Here is a 16,744-nt window from a genome sequence, read left to right on the forward strand (position 1 = left end):
CATACAGTACTAGAAAATCCTCTTTTTATATTTATCCCACATTAGCTTGCAGTAAAACTCCCCACTGATTATAGTTTTACTTTATTTTAATCCTTTAATTAAAGGTGACGCTTCCCCACTATAGAAAATCCATAAGTCATGAAGTGATCTCGTACATCCGACATATAGTAATTTTGCATCATGTTTTGTGTTTTTGTAATGTTCTTCATCCACATCAATTAAAAGCACCGCATCAAATTCTAAACCTTTCGCTAAATAGACAGGTACTACTGATATACCACCTTCATATTTACTTTGGTTTGCTTCAATTACGTTGACCGTTAATCCTGCATTTGTTAATTTCACATATATATCACGGCATTCATCTTCTGTTCTTCCGATTACCGCAATTGTTTTCACATCTGCATTTTGCAAATGTTTTACCGTCTTCACAATTTCAGTAAATTGATTTTCTGCATGAATTACTTTCACATCTTCTCCACTGCGGAAGACTGGTGTTGCGAGTCCTACTGGGATTTCTGCATTTTTAATTATTTCATTTGCAAATTCAATAATTTCTTTTGTAGAACGATAACTTCTTGTCAATTCATAATAACCGGTTTCTTGGAATACTTCCTTAAAAGCATTCCAATCTTCAATTCCTTGGTAATCATAAATCGCTTGCGATAAATCACCTAATATAGTGAAAGAATTACCTAATGTAATTTCTTTTAATACATAAACTTGGAAAGGCGAAAAATCTTGCGCTTCATCAATAACAACGTGATGAAACTTCTGCCCGATTTCAATCCCTGTTATACGATGATGTATGTATATTAAAGCTGGTAAATCTTCTACATACACTTCTTTTTTACGACAACTCTTTTCTGTTTCTTTAACAAGTTCTTCAGGTAATGCCTCAAGTATTTCTTTACTTTTTACTATTGAACTATACAGTGAAAGAGCACTCATTTTCGGCCAAAACTTCATATATGCGTTCAGTCTCTTAGTCGCTTCTTTTTTTAGTAATTTTTTCTCGTTTGTTTCCCCGAATTTTTTAAGCTCAATTTCAATCCAGCGCTTCATTCGTCCTACTAATCGTTCTCTTCTTTTCTGTAAAGGATAATGTTTATATTCAACTTGCATCCATTTTTTAATATCTTCTACTGGAATAATCGCTCTATCCCACGCCTCAAAATCTTTTGTCGGAACTAACTCATTTTCAAATTGGATCATTCTCTCTTCAATAAACGTCTTAAATTCCAACGTACCTTTTAATTTACCTAGCATTACCTTCTTTTCATCACGATTAATTGAAAATGCTTCTTTCAATTTTTCTTCTGTCTGCTTTAGTTTCACTGAATCATCTAACGTACGTAATGCCCAATCAGGAAACGTTGTTTGATTAATATTCCCTACACCTAATTCAGGAAGTACACTCGAAATATAGTCTAAAAACAGACTATTCGGCGCAAATACGATCATTCTTTCTGCTTCTAGTTGTTCACGATATTCATAAATTAAAAAAGCAAGGCGATGTAAAGCAATTGTTGTCTTTCCACTCCCTGCAACCCCTTGAATAAGTAATGGTAAATTTCTTTCCGCTCGAATAATATCATTTTGTTCCGATTGAATCGTTGAAACAATATCCTTTAGCTTATTATCTTTATTCTCACCTAATCGATATAGAAGAAAATCATCGGCATGCGATACATCTTCATTTCCTTTTACATATGTATCAACAACACGTTCAAGTTCTCTTTTTCGAATGGAAATGTTTCGTTTTAAATACACATCACCTTCTACTAACCCATCTGGTGATTGATAAAATGCTAATTCGTCTCCACCGGTAAATGAATAAAACATACTTGCGACAGGTGCCCGCCAATCGATAATGATTGGCTTCATCGTGTCCATATCCGAAACCCCTACTTTTCCGATATAAATCGGCATAACTTCTTCTTTTCCATCTTCCTGAAAATCTAATCTTCCAAAGTACGGCTCTTGCACACCAATACGTAAGTTTTGTCTATTAGACTCCCTCATACTTTCAAGAATTTGCTCTTTAAAATCTTCTCCATAATAAACTGGGATTTTTTCAAGCTTATCCAATTGCTCATCCATCGTATGTAAAGTATCCTTCATTTTTTGTAACTCATCTTCAAATATGTTGCTCATTTCGACGATTCCCTCCTGTCCGTTCTAATTTTTCAGTCGAAGTATCATTGTATTAAAAATCCAATCATAAAGTCAATAGTTTCTATTTAAATTTTCCGAAAAAACTTACTTTTCATCTTTCTAATTTAAAAAGAATATGCAACATCTAAATCACACAAATACACATATAGTATAATGATGCATGCAAAAGATACTACTTTCTATTTGTCTCCTATTTAATTTATCTATTAAAAAACATTGTAAAAATTAAAGAATTTAATCAATGGGCGTTTTACTGCCCATAAATAGTAGGATAAATAAAAGTAAAGGAGGCTCTTCAAATGAATATTTTGAATCTATCTCAAGATTAAATATGCTTCTATCTGGCTGTATCCTTATGGTTTGTTGGTCAATTATGTATGTTGAAATATATAGACTTACAAAATCCGTCTGGCCATGCGTTATCATGCATGCGATTGAGGATGCTGTTCCTACTGTTTTAGTTACCCTAACAGGGATTATTACCCTTACAAACAGTAGTGATTTTTGGTTAAATCCTATTAGCGGGGTCGCTGCTACTGTTTTATTTCTCGGAATTGGAATCGTACTAAGAACTATAAGAATAAAAAGAGAACGATAATTATTCACACAATAAAAGTAAAAAGAGTAAGGATTTAATCCCTACTCTTTTTCACTTTTACTCGATATGATAAACATTCATTTAAAGATGATTGCTCTTCATATTTCCCAGCTTCAAAATCATACGCTCCTCCTGGGAAAATCCCAACTATACTTAAATGAGCCTCGGCACATAAATTACTAATCTCATCTACAGCATAGCAGCGTAAAGATTGTGTCACGATATCATTTGAAGAATCTATTTCCCACCAATGGTCTAGCATTCTTGCATTTTCACTATCATATTCATACTTTCGTATTGCAGAACCTATCGGCATTTCTTGTCCATTGGCTTTTTCCCAATATAACGGTTGATAAATATCAATAAGTGCACATCCATCATCTTTCAACCAGTTATTTATACGCTTTAATAAAAATAATTGTTCCTCATCTGTTCCTACACCAAATCCGTCTAAATAAATAACAACATCAAACTTTTCTTTAAAGTTAATTTTATAAAAATCGGCGCAATGAACCTCAATGTCATTAGTAGAATGTTCTTTTGCAAACATAGCTAACTCCGGTACAAGCTCAACAGTAGTCATTTTTACATTCAAATTAGACATCGCCCTTGCAAATCCGCCATTTCCAGCTCCTAGTTCTAACATCGTCTGAATTGGATATCCAACTTGTTCTTGCACTTCTTTAGCAACTTCCTGTAACCAATTTTCATTATTTATATCATAGCTCATTAGTTCAAATTGTTTTTTATAAAATTCTTTTACATTTAATTCGTTCATTATTATTCTCCTCCTGCAAATTATTTTTCTGTTACAGGTGAGAAACTAAATTTCTAATCCCCATGAAAAATCCTCCTTTTGATTTCCCTACATTTACAATTTATCAAAATAATAAGAATTTTGAAAGTGAAAGTATAAAAAATAGATAATGGATTATTCCACTATCTACTCTTTAGCTACTCTTATTTTTCTTTTTGATACTCCACCCAGTCACCAGAATCAATAACTTTCAATATCATCTTTTTATCTTGAGCGATATACACATATGCCTCTATTTTCCTATCAGCAACATATACTTTTTGCGTGATTCGATCATATAAATCAGTCTCCGCATTACCTGTATATTCTTCTAATTCATCTAACTTACACAATATCTCATCATTTACTACATAAACTTCTCCATACACCTTTTCTTCAATCGAATAAGTCATGGCCGGATATCCTTCGTTCGTATCAAATAATTTTCCATATGTCCAAGCTCTGTCTGCAATGCATGTTGCACCTAACATATAATGAGCATTCGTTTGTCCTCTTCTTAACGTGCCATAAACGAAAACATGATACATAAATTCTTATCCCCTTTATATGTCTCTACTTTCTTATTTGTAAATAAGCACGAATCATAAAGTAACTCACTTCATTCGGAAGCTGTTCTTTAATAGATTTCAGACCACCCTCTGCATTTTGAACGGCAGTTTCAATAAGAGATTCATACTCTGATGGAACAAAACTTTGCCACTCTACTTCCATTCCATCCTCGTAGCAGCGAATTAAATGGTTTTCGATTGTTTGTCTTGATAAGTTACGTTCTTTTGCAATCTCATTCAAATCAATACCTTGTTTATACATTTCATACGTTTCTAAATGAGAATTTGCGGACGCTTTTCCTGACTTTTTACGCTCTGAAACTACTTCTGTCTTAATCGTTTCAGCATAATTTGGATTTTCTTCAATAAAATGCTGAACTGCTTGTAAGAAGTGCGAACCATATTTCACAAGTTTGTGTTCTCCGATACCTTTTACCGTCAACAATTCGGAATCACTTTGCGGCATTTTCACACACATATCTTTTAATGTTTGGTCAGAGAAAATAACGAACGGAGGTACACCTTCTCCTTGTGCAATTTCTTTACGTACTTCACGAAGCACTTCAAATAAAGGATGGTCTTGAACAATTTGTCTTGTCTCTACTCGTTCTTTTCGTAAAACATTCTCTTTACCAAGTAATACTTCTTTCCCTTTTTCAGTTACTTTTAACGTCGGATAAGTGCCATGTTCAACTGCAATTAACTCGTCTGAAATTAAAAACTCGATAAACTCACTGACCTCTTTTACACTACGGTTCGATAAAAGCCCATACGTTGGTAAAGTATGAAAATTAAATTCAATAACTTTCTTATTCTTCGACCCAGTTAATACTTGCGCTATCATTTGCTTTCCAAAGCGTTGGTTCGTTCTAATCATGCATGATAAAACCATTTGTGATTCCCTTGTCACATCGATGCTCTCGCGATTGTCTGTACAATTACCACAGCGTCCACAATCTTCTTTCGGTTCTTCTCCAAAGTATTGCAAAATGAATGATTGTAAACATTGTTCTGTATGACAGTAATCGGTCATATTTTGCAATTTTTCAAGTTCATTTGAAAAACGTGATTCTCCAGTTGATTGATCAATTAAAAAACGCTGTACTTGTACATCTTGAGAAGAATATAACAATATACATGTACTATCTAATCCGTCACGACCAGCACGTCCTGCTTCTTGATAGTAACTTTCCATATTTTTTGGAAGCTGATAATGAATTACGTAACGAATATTCGATTTATCAATACCCATCCCGAATGCAGATGTTGCTACCATTACACTTACTTCATCTCGTAAAAAGAGTTCTTGTTGCTCATTTCGATCAATATCACTCATACCAGCGTGATATTTTGATACAGAAACTCCTGCCTTCATTAAATCTTCATATAACTGATCGACTACTTTTCTAGTAGCTGCATATATAATCCCAGATTCCTTTTGATTTTGACGAATATAATCCGCCAAATATGCATTTCGATCTTGCCCTTTAATAACAGAAAACGATAAGTTCTCACGCTCAAACGTTGTCATAATTGTATTTTCTTGATTAATTTCAAGTGTATTACAAATATCATCACGTACTTGCGGTGTTGCTGTTGCTGTTAATGCTAATACAAGCGGCTTTTCTGGAAGATAATTTAATATGCGATGTATATGTAAATAACTTGGACGAAAATCATGTCCCCACTGTGAAATACAGTGTGCTTCATCAATCGCAATCATAGGGATTTTCATATCGATAAGTTGGTCAACAAACTCCATCGAATCAAGACGCTCAGGCGCGACATAAAGTAATTTGTAATGTCCTTGTTTCGCTAATTGAATTCGCTGATTTGCTTCAGCAATAGAAATAGAACTATTAATATATGTAGCTGAAATGCCATTCTGTACCAATGTATCTACTTGATCCTTCATAAGTGATATTAAAGGTGATATAACCAACGTCGTTCCTTCAAATACTAATGCCGGAATTTGATAACAAATCGACTTACCGCCACCCGTTGGCATAATACAAACCGTATCTTTCCCATCTAATACGTTTTTAATTGTTTCATCTTGTCCTCTTCGAAACGAAGAATAACCAAAGTAGGACGCTAAAAGTTCTTGTGCTTTAGTAAACAAAAAAGAGTCACCTGCTTTTCTTTATCTTTCATCTACTTCTATTATATCAATCACTTATGCGACTTGAAAGGGATGATTAGATGCTTATTGTTTTTTCATTATTCTATGTTTCTCCACCTATTTAATACTAACTAGCATCATTATTTTATATGTTTTACAACATTTATAATATAAATCCAGTACACAAGAAGAAAGAGTTTCAATTTAAACGTTCATTTTATTTCCCTTTCTTGAATACTACTAATCGTATACATATAAATTCAGGAGGTTACTATATGAAGCATCGTAATATGAGTTCCATCACGGCGAAAACGAAAACACAAAAACTCCAATTCTCTAATAATGATGCGTGGAAATATGAATCATACTATAAGTATCAGCCATTATTCTCTTATAAAAAGCTTTTTAATTTTCTTTCTCAACTTTTTAGACGTTAATATATGCGCAAAAAATATATCATTCACAAAATTTTTCTCAATATTAAATGTATAGACTTACTACAATTCAGTTGTTACCATATATAATAATCTGTTGGATAAACCCCTTAAGTTGACCTGCTTATATTAGCAGGTCTTTTTCATGATTACATACTTCTGTGTACCTCGATCTCACTTCCAAGTCTTTTCTCCATTTTATAACCATATTTAACTCCCAACAATTCATGATTATCATGAATTGTTGGGAGTTAAATTGTTCACATATAATTATGCAATTCTTCTTTCTCAATACACAAAAGACATTTTACTTGTTACTATAAAAGTACTCCAGATGAGTTTTTTGCTCATCGACATTATCTAGTTATTGGGGCCTGCCGCGGGAAGCAGGTCCCTTTGACTGTATGAAGGTCCTAATTTTATTTGGACACATTTACCAGGTTTTTTCAAAAGAATTTTATGATAACATTACGTAGTCGAGTCCGACATCTCGGCAATACCCTTTTGAGGGTCTGCAACTTCCCTTGCAGACCCTCTTTTACTTTATATTCAATTTATTCATATATACCACAACATCATTCATTGAATTTCTCCATTTCAAATTCCCTAAAAATAATCTAGGACACGTAACTAAAAATAAATCTTCATCATACTTTGAGTTATACATGTTCAAAGGAGTGTTACTATTTATGTATTCTTATTGGCAATCGTATTACTCCCCCTACCATAACCCTTATGTAAACTATGATTTATCCGTACGGAACTACCGAATTAGTAAAAATGAGAATTTTTTAAAAGGGTATATGCGTTCTTTATGGGAACAACACGTCGCTTGGACGAGATTGGCTATTATAAGTATAGTCTTTAATTTACCAGATGTTAACGTTACTGTTGGACGACTTCTACAAAACGCAACACATATGGGACTATCACTTGAACCATTTTACGGTGAGGATGCAGTGAAAAAATATAGTGCATTAATTAAAGATCACTTAGTAATTGCAGCGGATCTTGTTAAAGCCGCAAAAGCTGGTAATCAAAATGCAGCGGCCGCTATAGAGAAAAAATGGTACGCTAATGGTGATGAAATTATTGAATTTCTTAACAGTATCAACCCATATATAGATAAAGAAGAATTTAGAAAAATGTTTTATGAACATTTAGCACTAACGAAAGCAGAAGCACTTGCCTTCCTAAATAAAGATTATGAAGCAGGAGTAAAACTTTACGATAAAATTGAAAAAGAAGCATTGGAAATGGCCGACATGATAACAAACGCAATCGTAAAACAATTCCCGCAAGTATTTCAATAAAGTGAAACTTTAATCAGAGTAGGTATTACTACTAAGTAATACTTGATAAAAATAAGTCGGTTTCCAAACATAAATCGGCTTATTTAGTTTTCTCTCCATGATATTTCACCTCTCCTCTTTACATTTAGCTTATATCGATATATTTTATTAATATCCGTTTTTTATAGGAGGAAATAGTTTGATTAACGCAATTGGTCTCGTTTTTATACTTACAAATAAACAAGAGAAAAAAAAGAAAGTTTACTTAAATGAAAAATTTGCACTAATAGATATTATTGATTCTAAAGAAGTATTTGATGATGAAGGGAATCCTTTAGTAGAACTAACATGTAAATACAGTATATATTTAGATGAAAAATATTACTGTAAATCTCTCGATGATTATACCGGACAAGTATTTCCTTTCTTAAGTGCAAAAATAGGAAAAGGTCTTCTAAGAAACTTAAACTACTACTTTTCTTACGTTGATGACTATGATAAGAAACCACCAGTTAAAGAAATAAGACCACTTATGAAACAAGTAACGAACAGATAGCCAAAAATACAAAAAAAGAAAGCATCTAACTCTGGATGTTTTCTTTTTTATTGAAAACTCATTAACTTTCATCCTCTTCTAAAAGTATGTATCCAAGCATATTTTAAATTAAAAACATTGGAGGATTAGAGTGAATGAAATACTCAGAAACAATTATAAGCAAACGACTTCGAATACTTAAAATGACGGGTATGTTTTTCATGCTAGTGTTAATAGCATGGATTGGCTATACAAAATTACTTTATGAAAACGGCTTTCTTCAAGAAAAAAAGAATTCAGTAGAAGTAATGAACACTAGCATTACAGGAGAAATAGAGCAGCTTTTTCATATAAACTTGCAAGGTTATCGAAAAACAAGCCTTGATGCTGTTATAGAAGCAAGCAAAACCGATCCAAGTGAACTATCCCTAATTGAACTGGTCAACAAATCCTGCTCGCGAGATTGCATAGGCGAACCAGTAACATATGTAAACTCAAACAATGGATATATCTTTTATAAGGAATCTAATGGAACTAATGTAGCTATAACGGTTAAAAAGAAAGACACATGGGTAATTGTAAAGAAATCTGTTCAAGATGGAATATAATCACCCAAAAAAAGAGTACGTATCGTACTCTTTTTTATTATTAATACCCTTCCTCTTCATGAATACAATGGCATTTCGGTTTTGTTTTACAATGACATTTTTCACATTCACATTTCGGTTTCTCTTTGCAACAACATTCGTGAAAATCATTGCGTTTACATCTACATCTCCCAAACATTAAATTATCCCAAAATGTATTACAATTTTGGGAATGCCCACAATGACAAGTATTCCCCATGAATCTGCTTCCTCCTTAATAGAATTCATCATATTCTATGTTTAAAAGTATACAAAGGCTTGTTTATTAGTCTATTTTCTCCATATTATAAGTAGAGTTAAAAGATTACATAAAAATAAAAAAACGTCACATGACGGCTTTTTATTTAGCAAACTACTCTTTTGTATAAAAATATTTAATTCCTTTCGTATCTAACCAAGCAGTTGCTTTGTCCAGTTCGTTCCCTTGACGATAATCTGTTTCGAAATACACAAGCCCTTGGTTATCTCCACGAGATATTATTTTAGAAGTATATCCAAGCTTATCCATCATTTGAATCATGTCAGGAACTAAATTTACACCAAATTCATAAGTAACTACTTTGTTATATTTATTCACTATAATTCCAACCCCTTCTTGTTTTTTTATCGGCTCAACAATTGGATTTGTAAACCAAGCTAACGGCTTATTTCCAATCAGCTTATTTAAATCACACTTGCCGATACCAGCCACATTCCCTGTTTCTGTGTATTGCCAAATATCACATGAATACGCCGGTTTGTTACCACCATAACGAGGAATCCATACAAAATCAGAATTGACATTTGCCATTCCAAATGGAGCATACATATGATGAGCAATATATAAACCAGCCTTCTTAGCTCCTAATCTGCGTAATTCATCAATAAAAGCTTGTGCACCCGCTCTCATATCGTTCATTGTTCTTACTTCTACGTCAGCTACCCAAACTGTTGCATTTTTATCACCACGGTTCCAAAAGTCTCTTGCTTCTATCCGTGCATCCTCTACTGAAACGAAACGACAGAACGCATAATTACCAAACGGAATATTCCTTGCTTTCATTGCTTGTACATAATTTTTATATAAAGGATCTACATAGTTTGAACCATCTTGCACACGTGCAATTACGAAATCCAATTGTGGTGCTGCGATATCCCAGTTAATGTCGCCATTCCATTTCGAAATATCTACAATATAACCCATTATTTAACATCTCCTTTTTCATTATTATATTCAAAGCTTGTTTTTTTGCTATTATCAACTAATAAATAGTATGAGAGGTAGTATATTATTGGGTAATAATTTAAAATTCGGCTTATGTATTGAGAAAACAAAATATTATTACAGGTTTAACAAGTAAAGATTTACAAAGCTCTAAACTATATAAAGTGAAACTATAATTAGTAGGAGGCTACGAGCAGTGAAATTCCCACTTAATTTCTTAGCTTCATCCGAATTTTGAGGTGAGAATTTTACTTCCCGCAAATAGCTTGATAAATAAAACCACCTTTCTGACAGGTGGTTTTGTGTACTAATTTACATATACATTGTCCATATTTTTATAGTTACTTAATATACTTGTTAACTAAAAATAAGACAATTTTTAGTTTTTAATCAAACCAATTTTCGTTTTATCTCACGTACTCATAGTACCATTTACGTGCATCTAACCAAGCTGTAAATTTATCAATATTCCCGGACGGATAACCATTCGTTATAGCATAACCAATGCCATCTTTTTGAACGACAATTTGTCCATCAATACCCGCATCAACCATAGCTTGAGCCAAAGCTTGTAAATTACTAAATGCTACACCACCAGTTTTTACTTTGAGCAAATTCGCTGCACCTCCTCCAGTTTGTCCTGTAAGAGCAAATACAATAGAATTAGCGATTTTATCAACATTCCATTTTGCCATGTCGGATTCATTATCAATAAACCCTAATTCAATAAGAATAGCCGGTGCCTTCGTTCCATTTAATACTGCTAAATCTGTACGTTGTTTCGCACCTCGATCACGCCATCCAATATCTTTTGCTAGTTGAGCTGAGATTTTAGCCGCCAAATCTTTCTGATCATAATATAAAACCTCAACACCCTGTCCATTTCCATCACTTGCATTAAGATGAAAAGAAATAACTAAATCCACAGCATGGGAATTGCTATTCCGAATGATATTATTTAAATTTTGTGATTGAGTTGCCCCTACCTCGTCCGTATCGTCATAAACCGTGTGTCCTAGGGCTCTTAACTTAGCCGCCACGGCATCTTTAACTTGCCTATCTAGAACGTGTTCTTTCCGATTCCCGAAATTAGCACCTTGAACAATACTATTGTGTCCTCCGTGCAAACTATATCTAGCCATTATTCATCAACATCTCCTTTCTTAATATCTTATTCAAAACTTGTCTTATTGCTATTCCCACTTACAATCTTAACTGTGCCCATACGTCCTATATTTTCTAAAAGTGACGCAATTTGTTTTCGATATAAAAAAGCTATCGCTTCATAAATCGAATGATTTATTCTCTAAATTACTTTTACATGAATGACGACACGAACAAAAAAGCATCACCCTTTCGGCGATGCATAAAAACTCTATTTTACTTTTCAGCTCCCTAAATAAATAGAGTTTAAAATCACTGAAACTACACCTATATTTCCTCCCCTTCCTTCACAGCTTCTTTCAACCTCTGCAACATATATCCAATTCCTTTACACCCCTCTAGCGGATATGTAATCATTTCTTCTGGATATAACTTTGTCACTACTTTTTTATGCTTCTTCCCTGCTAGTAAGACGATTTCGTCAAACTGTAGTAAACTTTTATCTACCATCTGTTTTTGTAATTGCTCTATACTTATTACCTCATCGCTTTTTGAATCAAATGCAAGATCATAGTTTTCTAATACAATATCACTTGGTCTTAAAAATCCATGTTTCGCTGATAATATAACCCAGTTTTCGAAAAACATAGTTGCGTACGCCTGACATGCTTTTCCGAACGGACTAATATATACATCTTTTGCTTCCATCGGTCCGTAGTCTGAATGTTTATCCCAAATTTTCTTTTTTCCGCATGGAATTATACATAGCCTTTTCATATATATTTCTACTCCCTTTACTTTGGTAAATAAAATTCGTTATTTTGTACATTTTTTTCTCGAGATACTATATAATAATTCTGAAAGTTAAAATTACACATTTTACCATATGCGTACTATAGATTACTCTCATTGCAAATATTATAATACCATAAAAAATTTTTCATTTTTTCTTCAAAATAACGAAACTAAATTATAATACAAGTATGTATAAATAAAACAATAAAGGAGGTTCATAAAAATGAAAAATATTATCCCTGCACTATTAGTCTATTTTATCGTTTGCGTTATTTCCGTTATCATCCCAGCATCTGAAGGCTATAATTATGTCGGCTGGAAGTTATTTGTTGGGCAAGTGTATGCGATACCTATTTTCTTCATTACTACGATAATCACATTTTATATAAACAAGAAAAAATCTTACGAATAAACGATTATAAGGATAGCTAACGCTATCCTTATTTTAATTCGTTAATCAAAACTTTATATCCTTTCTTCTAAAAAGTTAAACGCAACATCTGTATTTCAGCGTTTAAACGCAGTTCCTCCGAAATCCAGCTCTCTAATTTTGAAACAGATGCAATATTTTTTCAAAAAGCCCCTGTAATTTACTTTTCAATACTTCCATATCATTAAGCATACACAATGCGACTGTTTAAAAGTTAAAAATTTATGCTTATTATAAATAAAAAAGGACAAGTAGCCAATCTGACTACTTGTCCTTACTGTTCATCTGTACGCAATACGATTAAGCTTGGAATGCTTCTGTTAATACTGGTACGATTTGTTTTTTACGAGATACAACACCTTTTAAAGTAGCTGTATTGTTTTCTAGTGATACGTTGTATGCTTTCTCAACAACGTTTGCTGCTTTACCGATCGCAAGACCGACAGAATCGTTAGTTAAGATATCAGTTACAACGAATAAGAATAGGTCTAAACCTTTTTCTTCTACTACTGCAGAAATTACTTTTTCAAGTTCCGCTTGGTGTACAAGAACGTCGTTTGTATCAACAGCGTTTACTTGTGCGATTTCAACTTTCGCATTATCCATTTGGAATTCTTTAGCGTCAAGAGAGATTAATTGCTCCATTGTTTTTCCGCTTAAGTCAGCACCAGCTTTTAACATTTCTAAGCCGTAGTTATCTGCATCTACACCAGCGATTTGCGCTAATTCACGAGCAGCTGCTACGTCTTGTTCTGTGCAAGTTGGAGATTTGAATAGTAAAGAATCTGAAATGATTGCAGATAACATTAAACCTGCAACTTCTTTACGAATTGTTACGCCATTTTCTTTGTACATTTTGTTTAAGATTGTAGCTGTACAGCCAACTGGCTCACAACGATAGTATATAGGATCGCTTGTTTCAAAGTTAGCAATACGGTGATGGTCAATGACTTCTAACACACGAACTGATTCGATATCGTTAGCACTTTGTTGACGCTCGTTATGGTCAACTAAAATAACGTTGTCCACTTCGCTTGCTACTGTCTCAACAAAACGCGGTCCTTCTACTTTAAAATAGTCTAACGCAAATTGAGTTTCACCGCTGATTTCGCCTAAACGTACAGGCTCAGCATTCATTCCTAATTCTTTTTTCAATTCTGCATAAGCAATTGCAGAACAAATTGCATCTGTATCTGGGTTTTTATGCCCGAAAACTAGTACTTTTTCCATGTTTTCCACCTCTTCATGAAAAGGATATCTTAAAGAAGCAAATATGACAATATTTAAAGCATATTTTTTTATAAATAATTGCACTTTCTTCTATATTTTTCATCATTTTCATAAAAAAAATCATCTAAAATGAATTAGATGATCGAAATGTATGTTTCAATTAAAATAGTGTAGGGGCTTGCACTACATTGTTAAAAACGAAATTTGAGGATAAGCCATTATTCAAAAGGTTTACATCTATAACTTGATAAAACGCATTTCCAGTGTCTGCAATTTCCCAAACAGCTAAAATAAGATGGTATCCACTACGGTCAGTTGGTACATTTGCTTCGTGCGTTACTGTTGTCCCTGGTCTAGCTCCACCGTCATTTTTCACATAGAATGGCACTAAATCTAAATCTGATCGCGTTAAAGGTTTATTTGGATTCCAACCTTTTTTCGTAATATAATATTTCCACTCTTTTGTACTATGAGGAGCCGTTAGTTTCCACTTGAATGTATTCGTCCCGCCATTTAACGTAACTTTCTTCCACCTATCTACAGTTTGAACATCTAAAGCGGGAAAATGACCAGCCCCTGCAATTTGTCCATCAGAAGGTCCTAGTTGCGGAAATCCACCTATCCCTTCTACGCTTTGTGGTTCATATTGAATCGGTCCACAATTTACATTTACCCCTTGCTTACATAAATAAGATCGGCTCGCTGGTGATTCTACATATCCATGAGCTGAAGCCTTTTCTGAAAATCCAAATGTTAATAATCCCGTAAGTAATACTCCACCACTTAAAATAACTTTCTTCATCTTTTGTAAACTATTCTTTTTCATACTTTCATCCCCTTCCGATAATAAAGCGAAAATAACTATAGTTGGCTAGTCATCTTCTCTACATTTATTATAAGACGAGAATCATTACTAAAAGAACCCTCTAAAAACTTTCTCAAATTCATTTAGTGCGTTAATTAGATTATAATTAACTATTTTAACACCGCCAGAAAAATATAGACTGTGTTAAAAATAGTCGTTTATTATTCACTTACTAATAATTAAGCACTCTCCCCGTTTGATTATACCTTAAATGTTTTTATAATAAATAACCGTAGCATCTAACTTACCATTCGGAGAAATTGCATACCCTGGTATTGTTCCAACTTCTTGGTAGTCTAGTGATTTGTACAGTTTATTGGAAGGATCTCCTTCTCTAGTATCTAATACTAAAAGAGACCTGTTTTCTTGCTTTGCTCGTTCCTCTGCTTTTTGCATAAGCGATCGTCCAATACCGTTACGTCTAAAGTTTGGATGAGTCATTAATTTGCAAATCTCGGCTCTATGAATTCCGTTAGGCTTAGTAACTAATTGTAATTGAATACTCCCTGCTACTTCGTTGTTTATTTTAGCCACATACAATATCACTTCTGGCGCTAATACTGTTTGCCAATACTTTGTTGCGTCTTTTTGTTCCAGTGGAGGCAAAAAACCAATTGATGCCCCATCATTTACAACCATTTTCAAAAGTTTCGAAAGTTCTTCCATATCATTTTCTAGTTGCTTTATTTCTTCAATTACTAAATTTCGCATTACTTTTCCCCCTTTTGTTTCATTGTAACAATTTTTAAAGAAGGAATAATGAAATAATAAGATGAATTTATAGAAAGATATGACTTTTTGTGAAAGGATAACGATATGAAATATATATTAGATAGAACGTACGCAAAAGAATTACTCGAATGGGCATATGAACAAAACCCGGGCCCTTGGTTTGAACATTCACTACATGTTGCTCATGCAACTGAAAACATAATTATAGAACTTATTAAAAATGGGTATAACCTAGATGCTGACATAGCATATAACGCTGCCCTTTTGCATGATATCGGAAGATACAAAGGTTTTACCAAATCGGTCATTCATTCCTATGATGGTTATATGTATATGAATGATTTAGGGTATACAGGAAACGCTGTTATTTGTGTGACACACTCATTCCCATGCAAAAATGAACATATAGATATCGCAGCGGAATGGAGTCTCGTTCCTGACCATATGAGAAGCCGGTTAGTTGAAATATTAAATGAACATTGTAACTACGACTTATACAATAAAGTAATTACTCTTTGTGACGCTCTTGCTGATGCGGGTGGCTTTACTACGCTGGAAAGAAGATTAATTTCTGTTGGTTTCCGTCATGGTACAACATCTCATACATCTTTACATTGGAAAGGGTTTTATGCGATTAAGAAAGAATTAGAAGCTTTAATCGGTAAGAGTATATACACAGTTCTTCCTGATGTAGAAAAATCTATTTATGAAGATATAGAATATTAAATTGAATACAAATTTAATTTCAAATAAAAAACGTTTTAAACATAAAGTTTAAAACGTTTTTTATTCAATGCTTTTGATTTTTCAATTCTGTTAAACACTCTTGCACTAAAGTTACCGCTTGACTCATCGCAGCTCCGCCAGCAAATGCTGCTGAAACACCACATGCTTCCAGAATCTCTTTATCTGAACATCCTTGATCAAGACAACCTTTTGTATGATAAATTGTACAATACTCATCTTGCGTTGCTAAACTAATTCCTAATGCAATAAGTTGCTTTTCTCTTTTTGTTAAAGCACCCTCTTGAAAACAAGCTTGCGTGAACGCATTATATGTCTCAGCGATTTCAGGAATTTGATTTGTAAAACTACCTATACCTTCTTTATAATGATGTAGAATATCATTTATCGAACTATGTTGCTCATGTTCCATCTTATTCCCTCCAGTCATATTATCCATACCTATTGTAGTATGTGATGAAATGGAGGC

Annotated in this window: 18 protein-coding genes and 1 pseudogene; 7 read left to right on the forward strand and 12 right to left on the reverse strand. The window is 33.4% G+C overall.

All coding sequences use genetic code 11. The annotated features are described in order from the left end of the window. Positions 1-81: 81 nt before the first annotated feature. The gene (locus ACUN13_RS15740; protein ID WP_000065171.1) at positions 82-2,157 is read right to left on the reverse strand and encodes a HelD family protein; all 2,076 of its coding nucleotides are present in this window, start codon (positions 2,155-2,157) and stop codon (positions 82-84) included. Positions 2,158-2,476: 319 nt separating this feature from the next. Between ACUN13_RS15740 and ACUN13_RS15745 the strand changes: the two are divergent. Next, positions 2,477-2,776, forward strand: a pseudogene (locus tag ACUN13_RS15745) (CPBP family intramembrane glutamate endopeptidase); the annotation flags it as partial. A 34-nt stretch (positions 2,777-2,810) separates the two neighbouring features. Here the strand turns inward: ACUN13_RS15745 and ACUN13_RS15750 are convergent. The 3 genes from ACUN13_RS15750 to recQ all read right to left on the reverse strand — a co-directional run bounded on the left by ACUN13_RS15750 (position 2,811) and on the right by recQ (position 6,263). Then, a complete protein-coding gene (locus tag ACUN13_RS15750; protein WP_088023663.1) occupies positions 2,811-3,554 on the reverse strand; it encodes a class I SAM-dependent methyltransferase in 744 nt (247 codons plus the stop codon). A gap of 182 nt (positions 3,555-3,736) precedes the next feature. Continuing rightward, positions 3,737-4,120 carry a gamma-glutamylcyclotransferase family protein gene (locus ACUN13_RS15755; RefSeq protein WP_000274899.1) on the reverse strand — a complete coding sequence of 128 codons (384 nt, stop codon included), beginning with the start codon at positions 4,118-4,120 and terminating at the stop codon, positions 3,737-3,739. A gap of 25 nt (positions 4,121-4,145) precedes the next feature. After that, positions 4,146-6,263 (reverse strand): DNA helicase RecQ, encoded by a 2,118-nt coding sequence (gene recQ / locus ACUN13_RS15760; RefSeq protein ID WP_088345751.1) that lies wholly within the window; start codon positions 6,261-6,263, stop codon positions 4,146-4,148. A 275-nt stretch (positions 6,264-6,538) separates the two neighbouring features. Between recQ and ACUN13_RS15765 the strand changes: the two genes are divergently transcribed. The 4 genes from ACUN13_RS15765 (at position 6,539) to ACUN13_RS15780 (ending at position 9,132) form a co-directional block, all read left to right on the forward strand. Beyond that, positions 6,539-6,700 (forward strand): hypothetical protein, encoded by a 162-nt coding sequence (locus tag ACUN13_RS15765; protein WP_000682743.1) that lies wholly within the window; start codon positions 6,539-6,541, stop codon positions 6,698-6,700. 686 nt (positions 6,701-7,386) lie between these two features. After that, positions 7,387-8,010, forward strand: a complete 624-nt coding sequence (locus ACUN13_RS15770; protein WP_000287728.1) for a hypothetical protein — start codon at positions 7,387-7,389, stop codon at positions 8,008-8,010. A 178-nt stretch (positions 8,011-8,188) separates the two neighbouring features. Beyond that, positions 8,189-8,545 carry a cytoplasmic protein gene (locus ACUN13_RS15775; RefSeq protein ID WP_409532119.1) on the forward strand — a complete coding sequence of 119 codons (357 nt, stop codon included), beginning with the start codon at positions 8,189-8,191 and terminating at the stop codon, positions 8,543-8,545. A 134-nt stretch (positions 8,546-8,679) separates the two neighbouring features. Beyond that, the gene (locus ACUN13_RS15780) at positions 8,680-9,132 is read left to right on the forward strand and encodes a hypothetical protein (protein WP_000877572.1); all 453 of its coding nucleotides are present in this window, start codon (positions 8,680-8,682) and stop codon (positions 9,130-9,132) included. Here the strand turns inward: ACUN13_RS15780 and ACUN13_RS15785 are convergent, their stop codons facing one another. From ACUN13_RS15785 to ACUN13_RS15800, 4 genes are all read right to left on the reverse strand, one after another. Further along, positions 9,133-9,306 carry a hypothetical protein gene (locus ACUN13_RS15785; protein WP_000503000.1) on the reverse strand — a complete coding sequence of 58 codons (174 nt, stop codon included), beginning with the start codon at positions 9,304-9,306 and terminating at the stop codon, positions 9,133-9,135. Between the two features lie 217 nt (positions 9,307-9,523). Beyond that, positions 9,524-10,354, reverse strand: coding sequence for a GH25 family lysozyme (locus ACUN13_RS15790; protein ID WP_060852051.1), 831 nt, complete (start codon positions 10,352-10,354; stop codon positions 9,524-9,526). 428 nt (positions 10,355-10,782) lie between these two features. Then, complete coding sequence (locus ACUN13_RS15795) at positions 10,783-11,517, reverse strand: N-acetylmuramoyl-L-alanine amidase (protein WP_000135279.1); 735 nt, start codon at positions 11,515-11,517, stop codon at positions 10,783-10,785. A 289-nt stretch (positions 11,518-11,806) separates the two neighbouring features. Then, on the reverse strand, positions 11,807-12,256 hold the full coding sequence (locus tag ACUN13_RS15800; protein ID WP_000824872.1) for a DUF6884 domain-containing protein: 450 nt from the start codon (positions 12,254-12,256) through the stop codon (positions 11,807-11,809). Positions 12,257-12,497: 241 nt separating this feature from the next. On the opposite strand from ACUN13_RS15800, the gene ACUN13_RS15805 reads away from it, so the two are divergent. Next, the gene (locus ACUN13_RS15805) at positions 12,498-12,686 is read left to right on the forward strand and encodes a DUF4017 family protein (RefSeq protein WP_000789486.1); all 189 of its coding nucleotides are present in this window, start codon (positions 12,498-12,500) and stop codon (positions 12,684-12,686) included. Between the two features lie 318 nt (positions 12,687-13,004). On the opposite strand, the gene ppaC is transcribed toward ACUN13_RS15805, so the two are convergent. From ppaC to ACUN13_RS15820, 3 genes are all read right to left on the reverse strand, one after another. Beyond that, on the reverse strand, positions 13,005-13,934 hold the full coding sequence (ppaC, locus tag ACUN13_RS15810) for a manganese-dependent inorganic pyrophosphatase (RefSeq protein ID WP_086395547.1): 930 nt from the start codon (positions 13,932-13,934) through the stop codon (positions 13,005-13,007). A 160-nt stretch (positions 13,935-14,094) separates the two neighbouring features. After that, positions 14,095-14,760 carry a lytic polysaccharide monooxygenase gene (locus ACUN13_RS15815; protein ID WP_088345739.1) on the reverse strand — a complete coding sequence of 222 codons (666 nt, stop codon included), beginning with the start codon at positions 14,758-14,760 and terminating at the stop codon, positions 14,095-14,097. A gap of 246 nt (positions 14,761-15,006) precedes the next feature. Further along, on the reverse strand, positions 15,007-15,510 hold the full coding sequence (locus ACUN13_RS15820; protein ID WP_001245258.1) for a GNAT family N-acetyltransferase: 504 nt from the start codon (positions 15,508-15,510) through the stop codon (positions 15,007-15,009). A gap of 105 nt (positions 15,511-15,615) precedes the next feature. On the opposite strand from ACUN13_RS15820, the gene ACUN13_RS15825 reads away from it, so the two are divergent. Beyond that, a complete protein-coding gene (locus tag ACUN13_RS15825) occupies positions 15,616-16,257 on the forward strand; it encodes an HD domain-containing protein (protein WP_257115406.1) in 642 nt (213 codons plus the stop codon). A 64-nt stretch (positions 16,258-16,321) separates the two neighbouring features. Here ACUN13_RS15825 and ACUN13_RS15830 read toward each other — a convergent pair whose 3' ends face one another. Beyond that, the gene (locus ACUN13_RS15830; RefSeq protein ID WP_001999958.1) at positions 16,322-16,714 is read right to left on the reverse strand and encodes a carboxymuconolactone decarboxylase family protein; all 393 of its coding nucleotides are present in this window, start codon (positions 16,712-16,714) and stop codon (positions 16,322-16,324) included. Positions 16,715-16,744 lie beyond the last annotated feature (30 nt).

The sequence above is a fragment of the Bacillus cereus group sp. Bce041 genome (assembly GCF_052646455.1).

What these genes read in the sequence shown, in the direction of transcription:
- ACUN13_RS15740 (WP_000065171.1), bottom strand. Translation starts at nt 2,157, where the DNA reads ATGAGCAACATATTTGAAGATGAGTTACAAAAAATGAAGGATACTTTA.
- ACUN13_RS15750 (WP_088023663.1), bottom strand. Translation starts at nt 3,554, where the DNA reads ATGAACGAATTAAATGTAAAAGAATTTTATAAAAAACAATTTGAACTA.
- ACUN13_RS15755 (WP_000274899.1), bottom strand. Translation starts at nt 4,120, where the DNA reads ATGTATCATGTTTTCGTTTATGGCACGTTAAGAAGAGGACAAACGAAT.
- ACUN13_RS15765 (WP_000682743.1), top strand. Translation starts at nt 6,539, where the DNA reads ATGAAGCATCGTAATATGAGTTCCATCACGGCGAAAACGAAAACACAA.
- ACUN13_RS15770 (WP_000287728.1), top strand. Translation starts at nt 7,387, where the DNA reads ATGTATTCTTATTGGCAATCGTATTACTCCCCCTACCATAACCCTTAT.
- ACUN13_RS15780 (WP_000877572.1), top strand. Translation starts at nt 8,680, where the DNA reads ATGAAATACTCAGAAACAATTATAAGCAAACGACTTCGAATACTTAAA.
- ACUN13_RS15790 (WP_060852051.1), bottom strand. Translation starts at nt 10,354, where the DNA reads ATGGGTTATATTGTAGATATTTCGAAATGGAATGGCGACATTAACTGG.
- ACUN13_RS15795 (WP_000135279.1), bottom strand. Translation starts at nt 11,517, where the DNA reads ATGGCTAGATATAGTTTGCACGGAGGACACAATAGTATTGTTCAAGGT.
- ACUN13_RS15800 (WP_000824872.1), bottom strand. Translation starts at nt 12,256, where the DNA reads ATGAAAAGGCTATGTATAATTCCATGCGGAAAAAAGAAAATTTGGGAT.
- ACUN13_RS15805 (WP_000789486.1), top strand. Translation starts at nt 12,498, where the DNA reads ATGAAAAATATTATCCCTGCACTATTAGTCTATTTTATCGTTTGCGTT.
- ppaC (WP_086395547.1), bottom strand. Translation starts at nt 13,934, where the DNA reads ATGGAAAAAGTACTAGTTTTCGGGCATAAAAACCCAGATACAGATGCA.
- ACUN13_RS15815 (WP_088345739.1), bottom strand. Translation starts at nt 14,760, where the DNA reads ATGAAAAAGAATAGTTTACAAAAGATGAAGAAAGTTATTTTAAGTGGT.
- ACUN13_RS15820 (WP_001245258.1), bottom strand. Translation starts at nt 15,510, where the DNA reads ATGCGAAATTTAGTAATTGAAGAAATAAAGCAACTAGAAAATGATATG.
- ACUN13_RS15825 (WP_257115406.1), top strand. Translation starts at nt 15,616, where the DNA reads ATGAAATATATATTAGATAGAACGTACGCAAAAGAATTACTCGAATGG.
- ACUN13_RS15830 (WP_001999958.1), bottom strand. Translation starts at nt 16,714, where the DNA reads ATGGATAATATGACTGGAGGGAATAAGATGGAACATGAGCAACATAGT.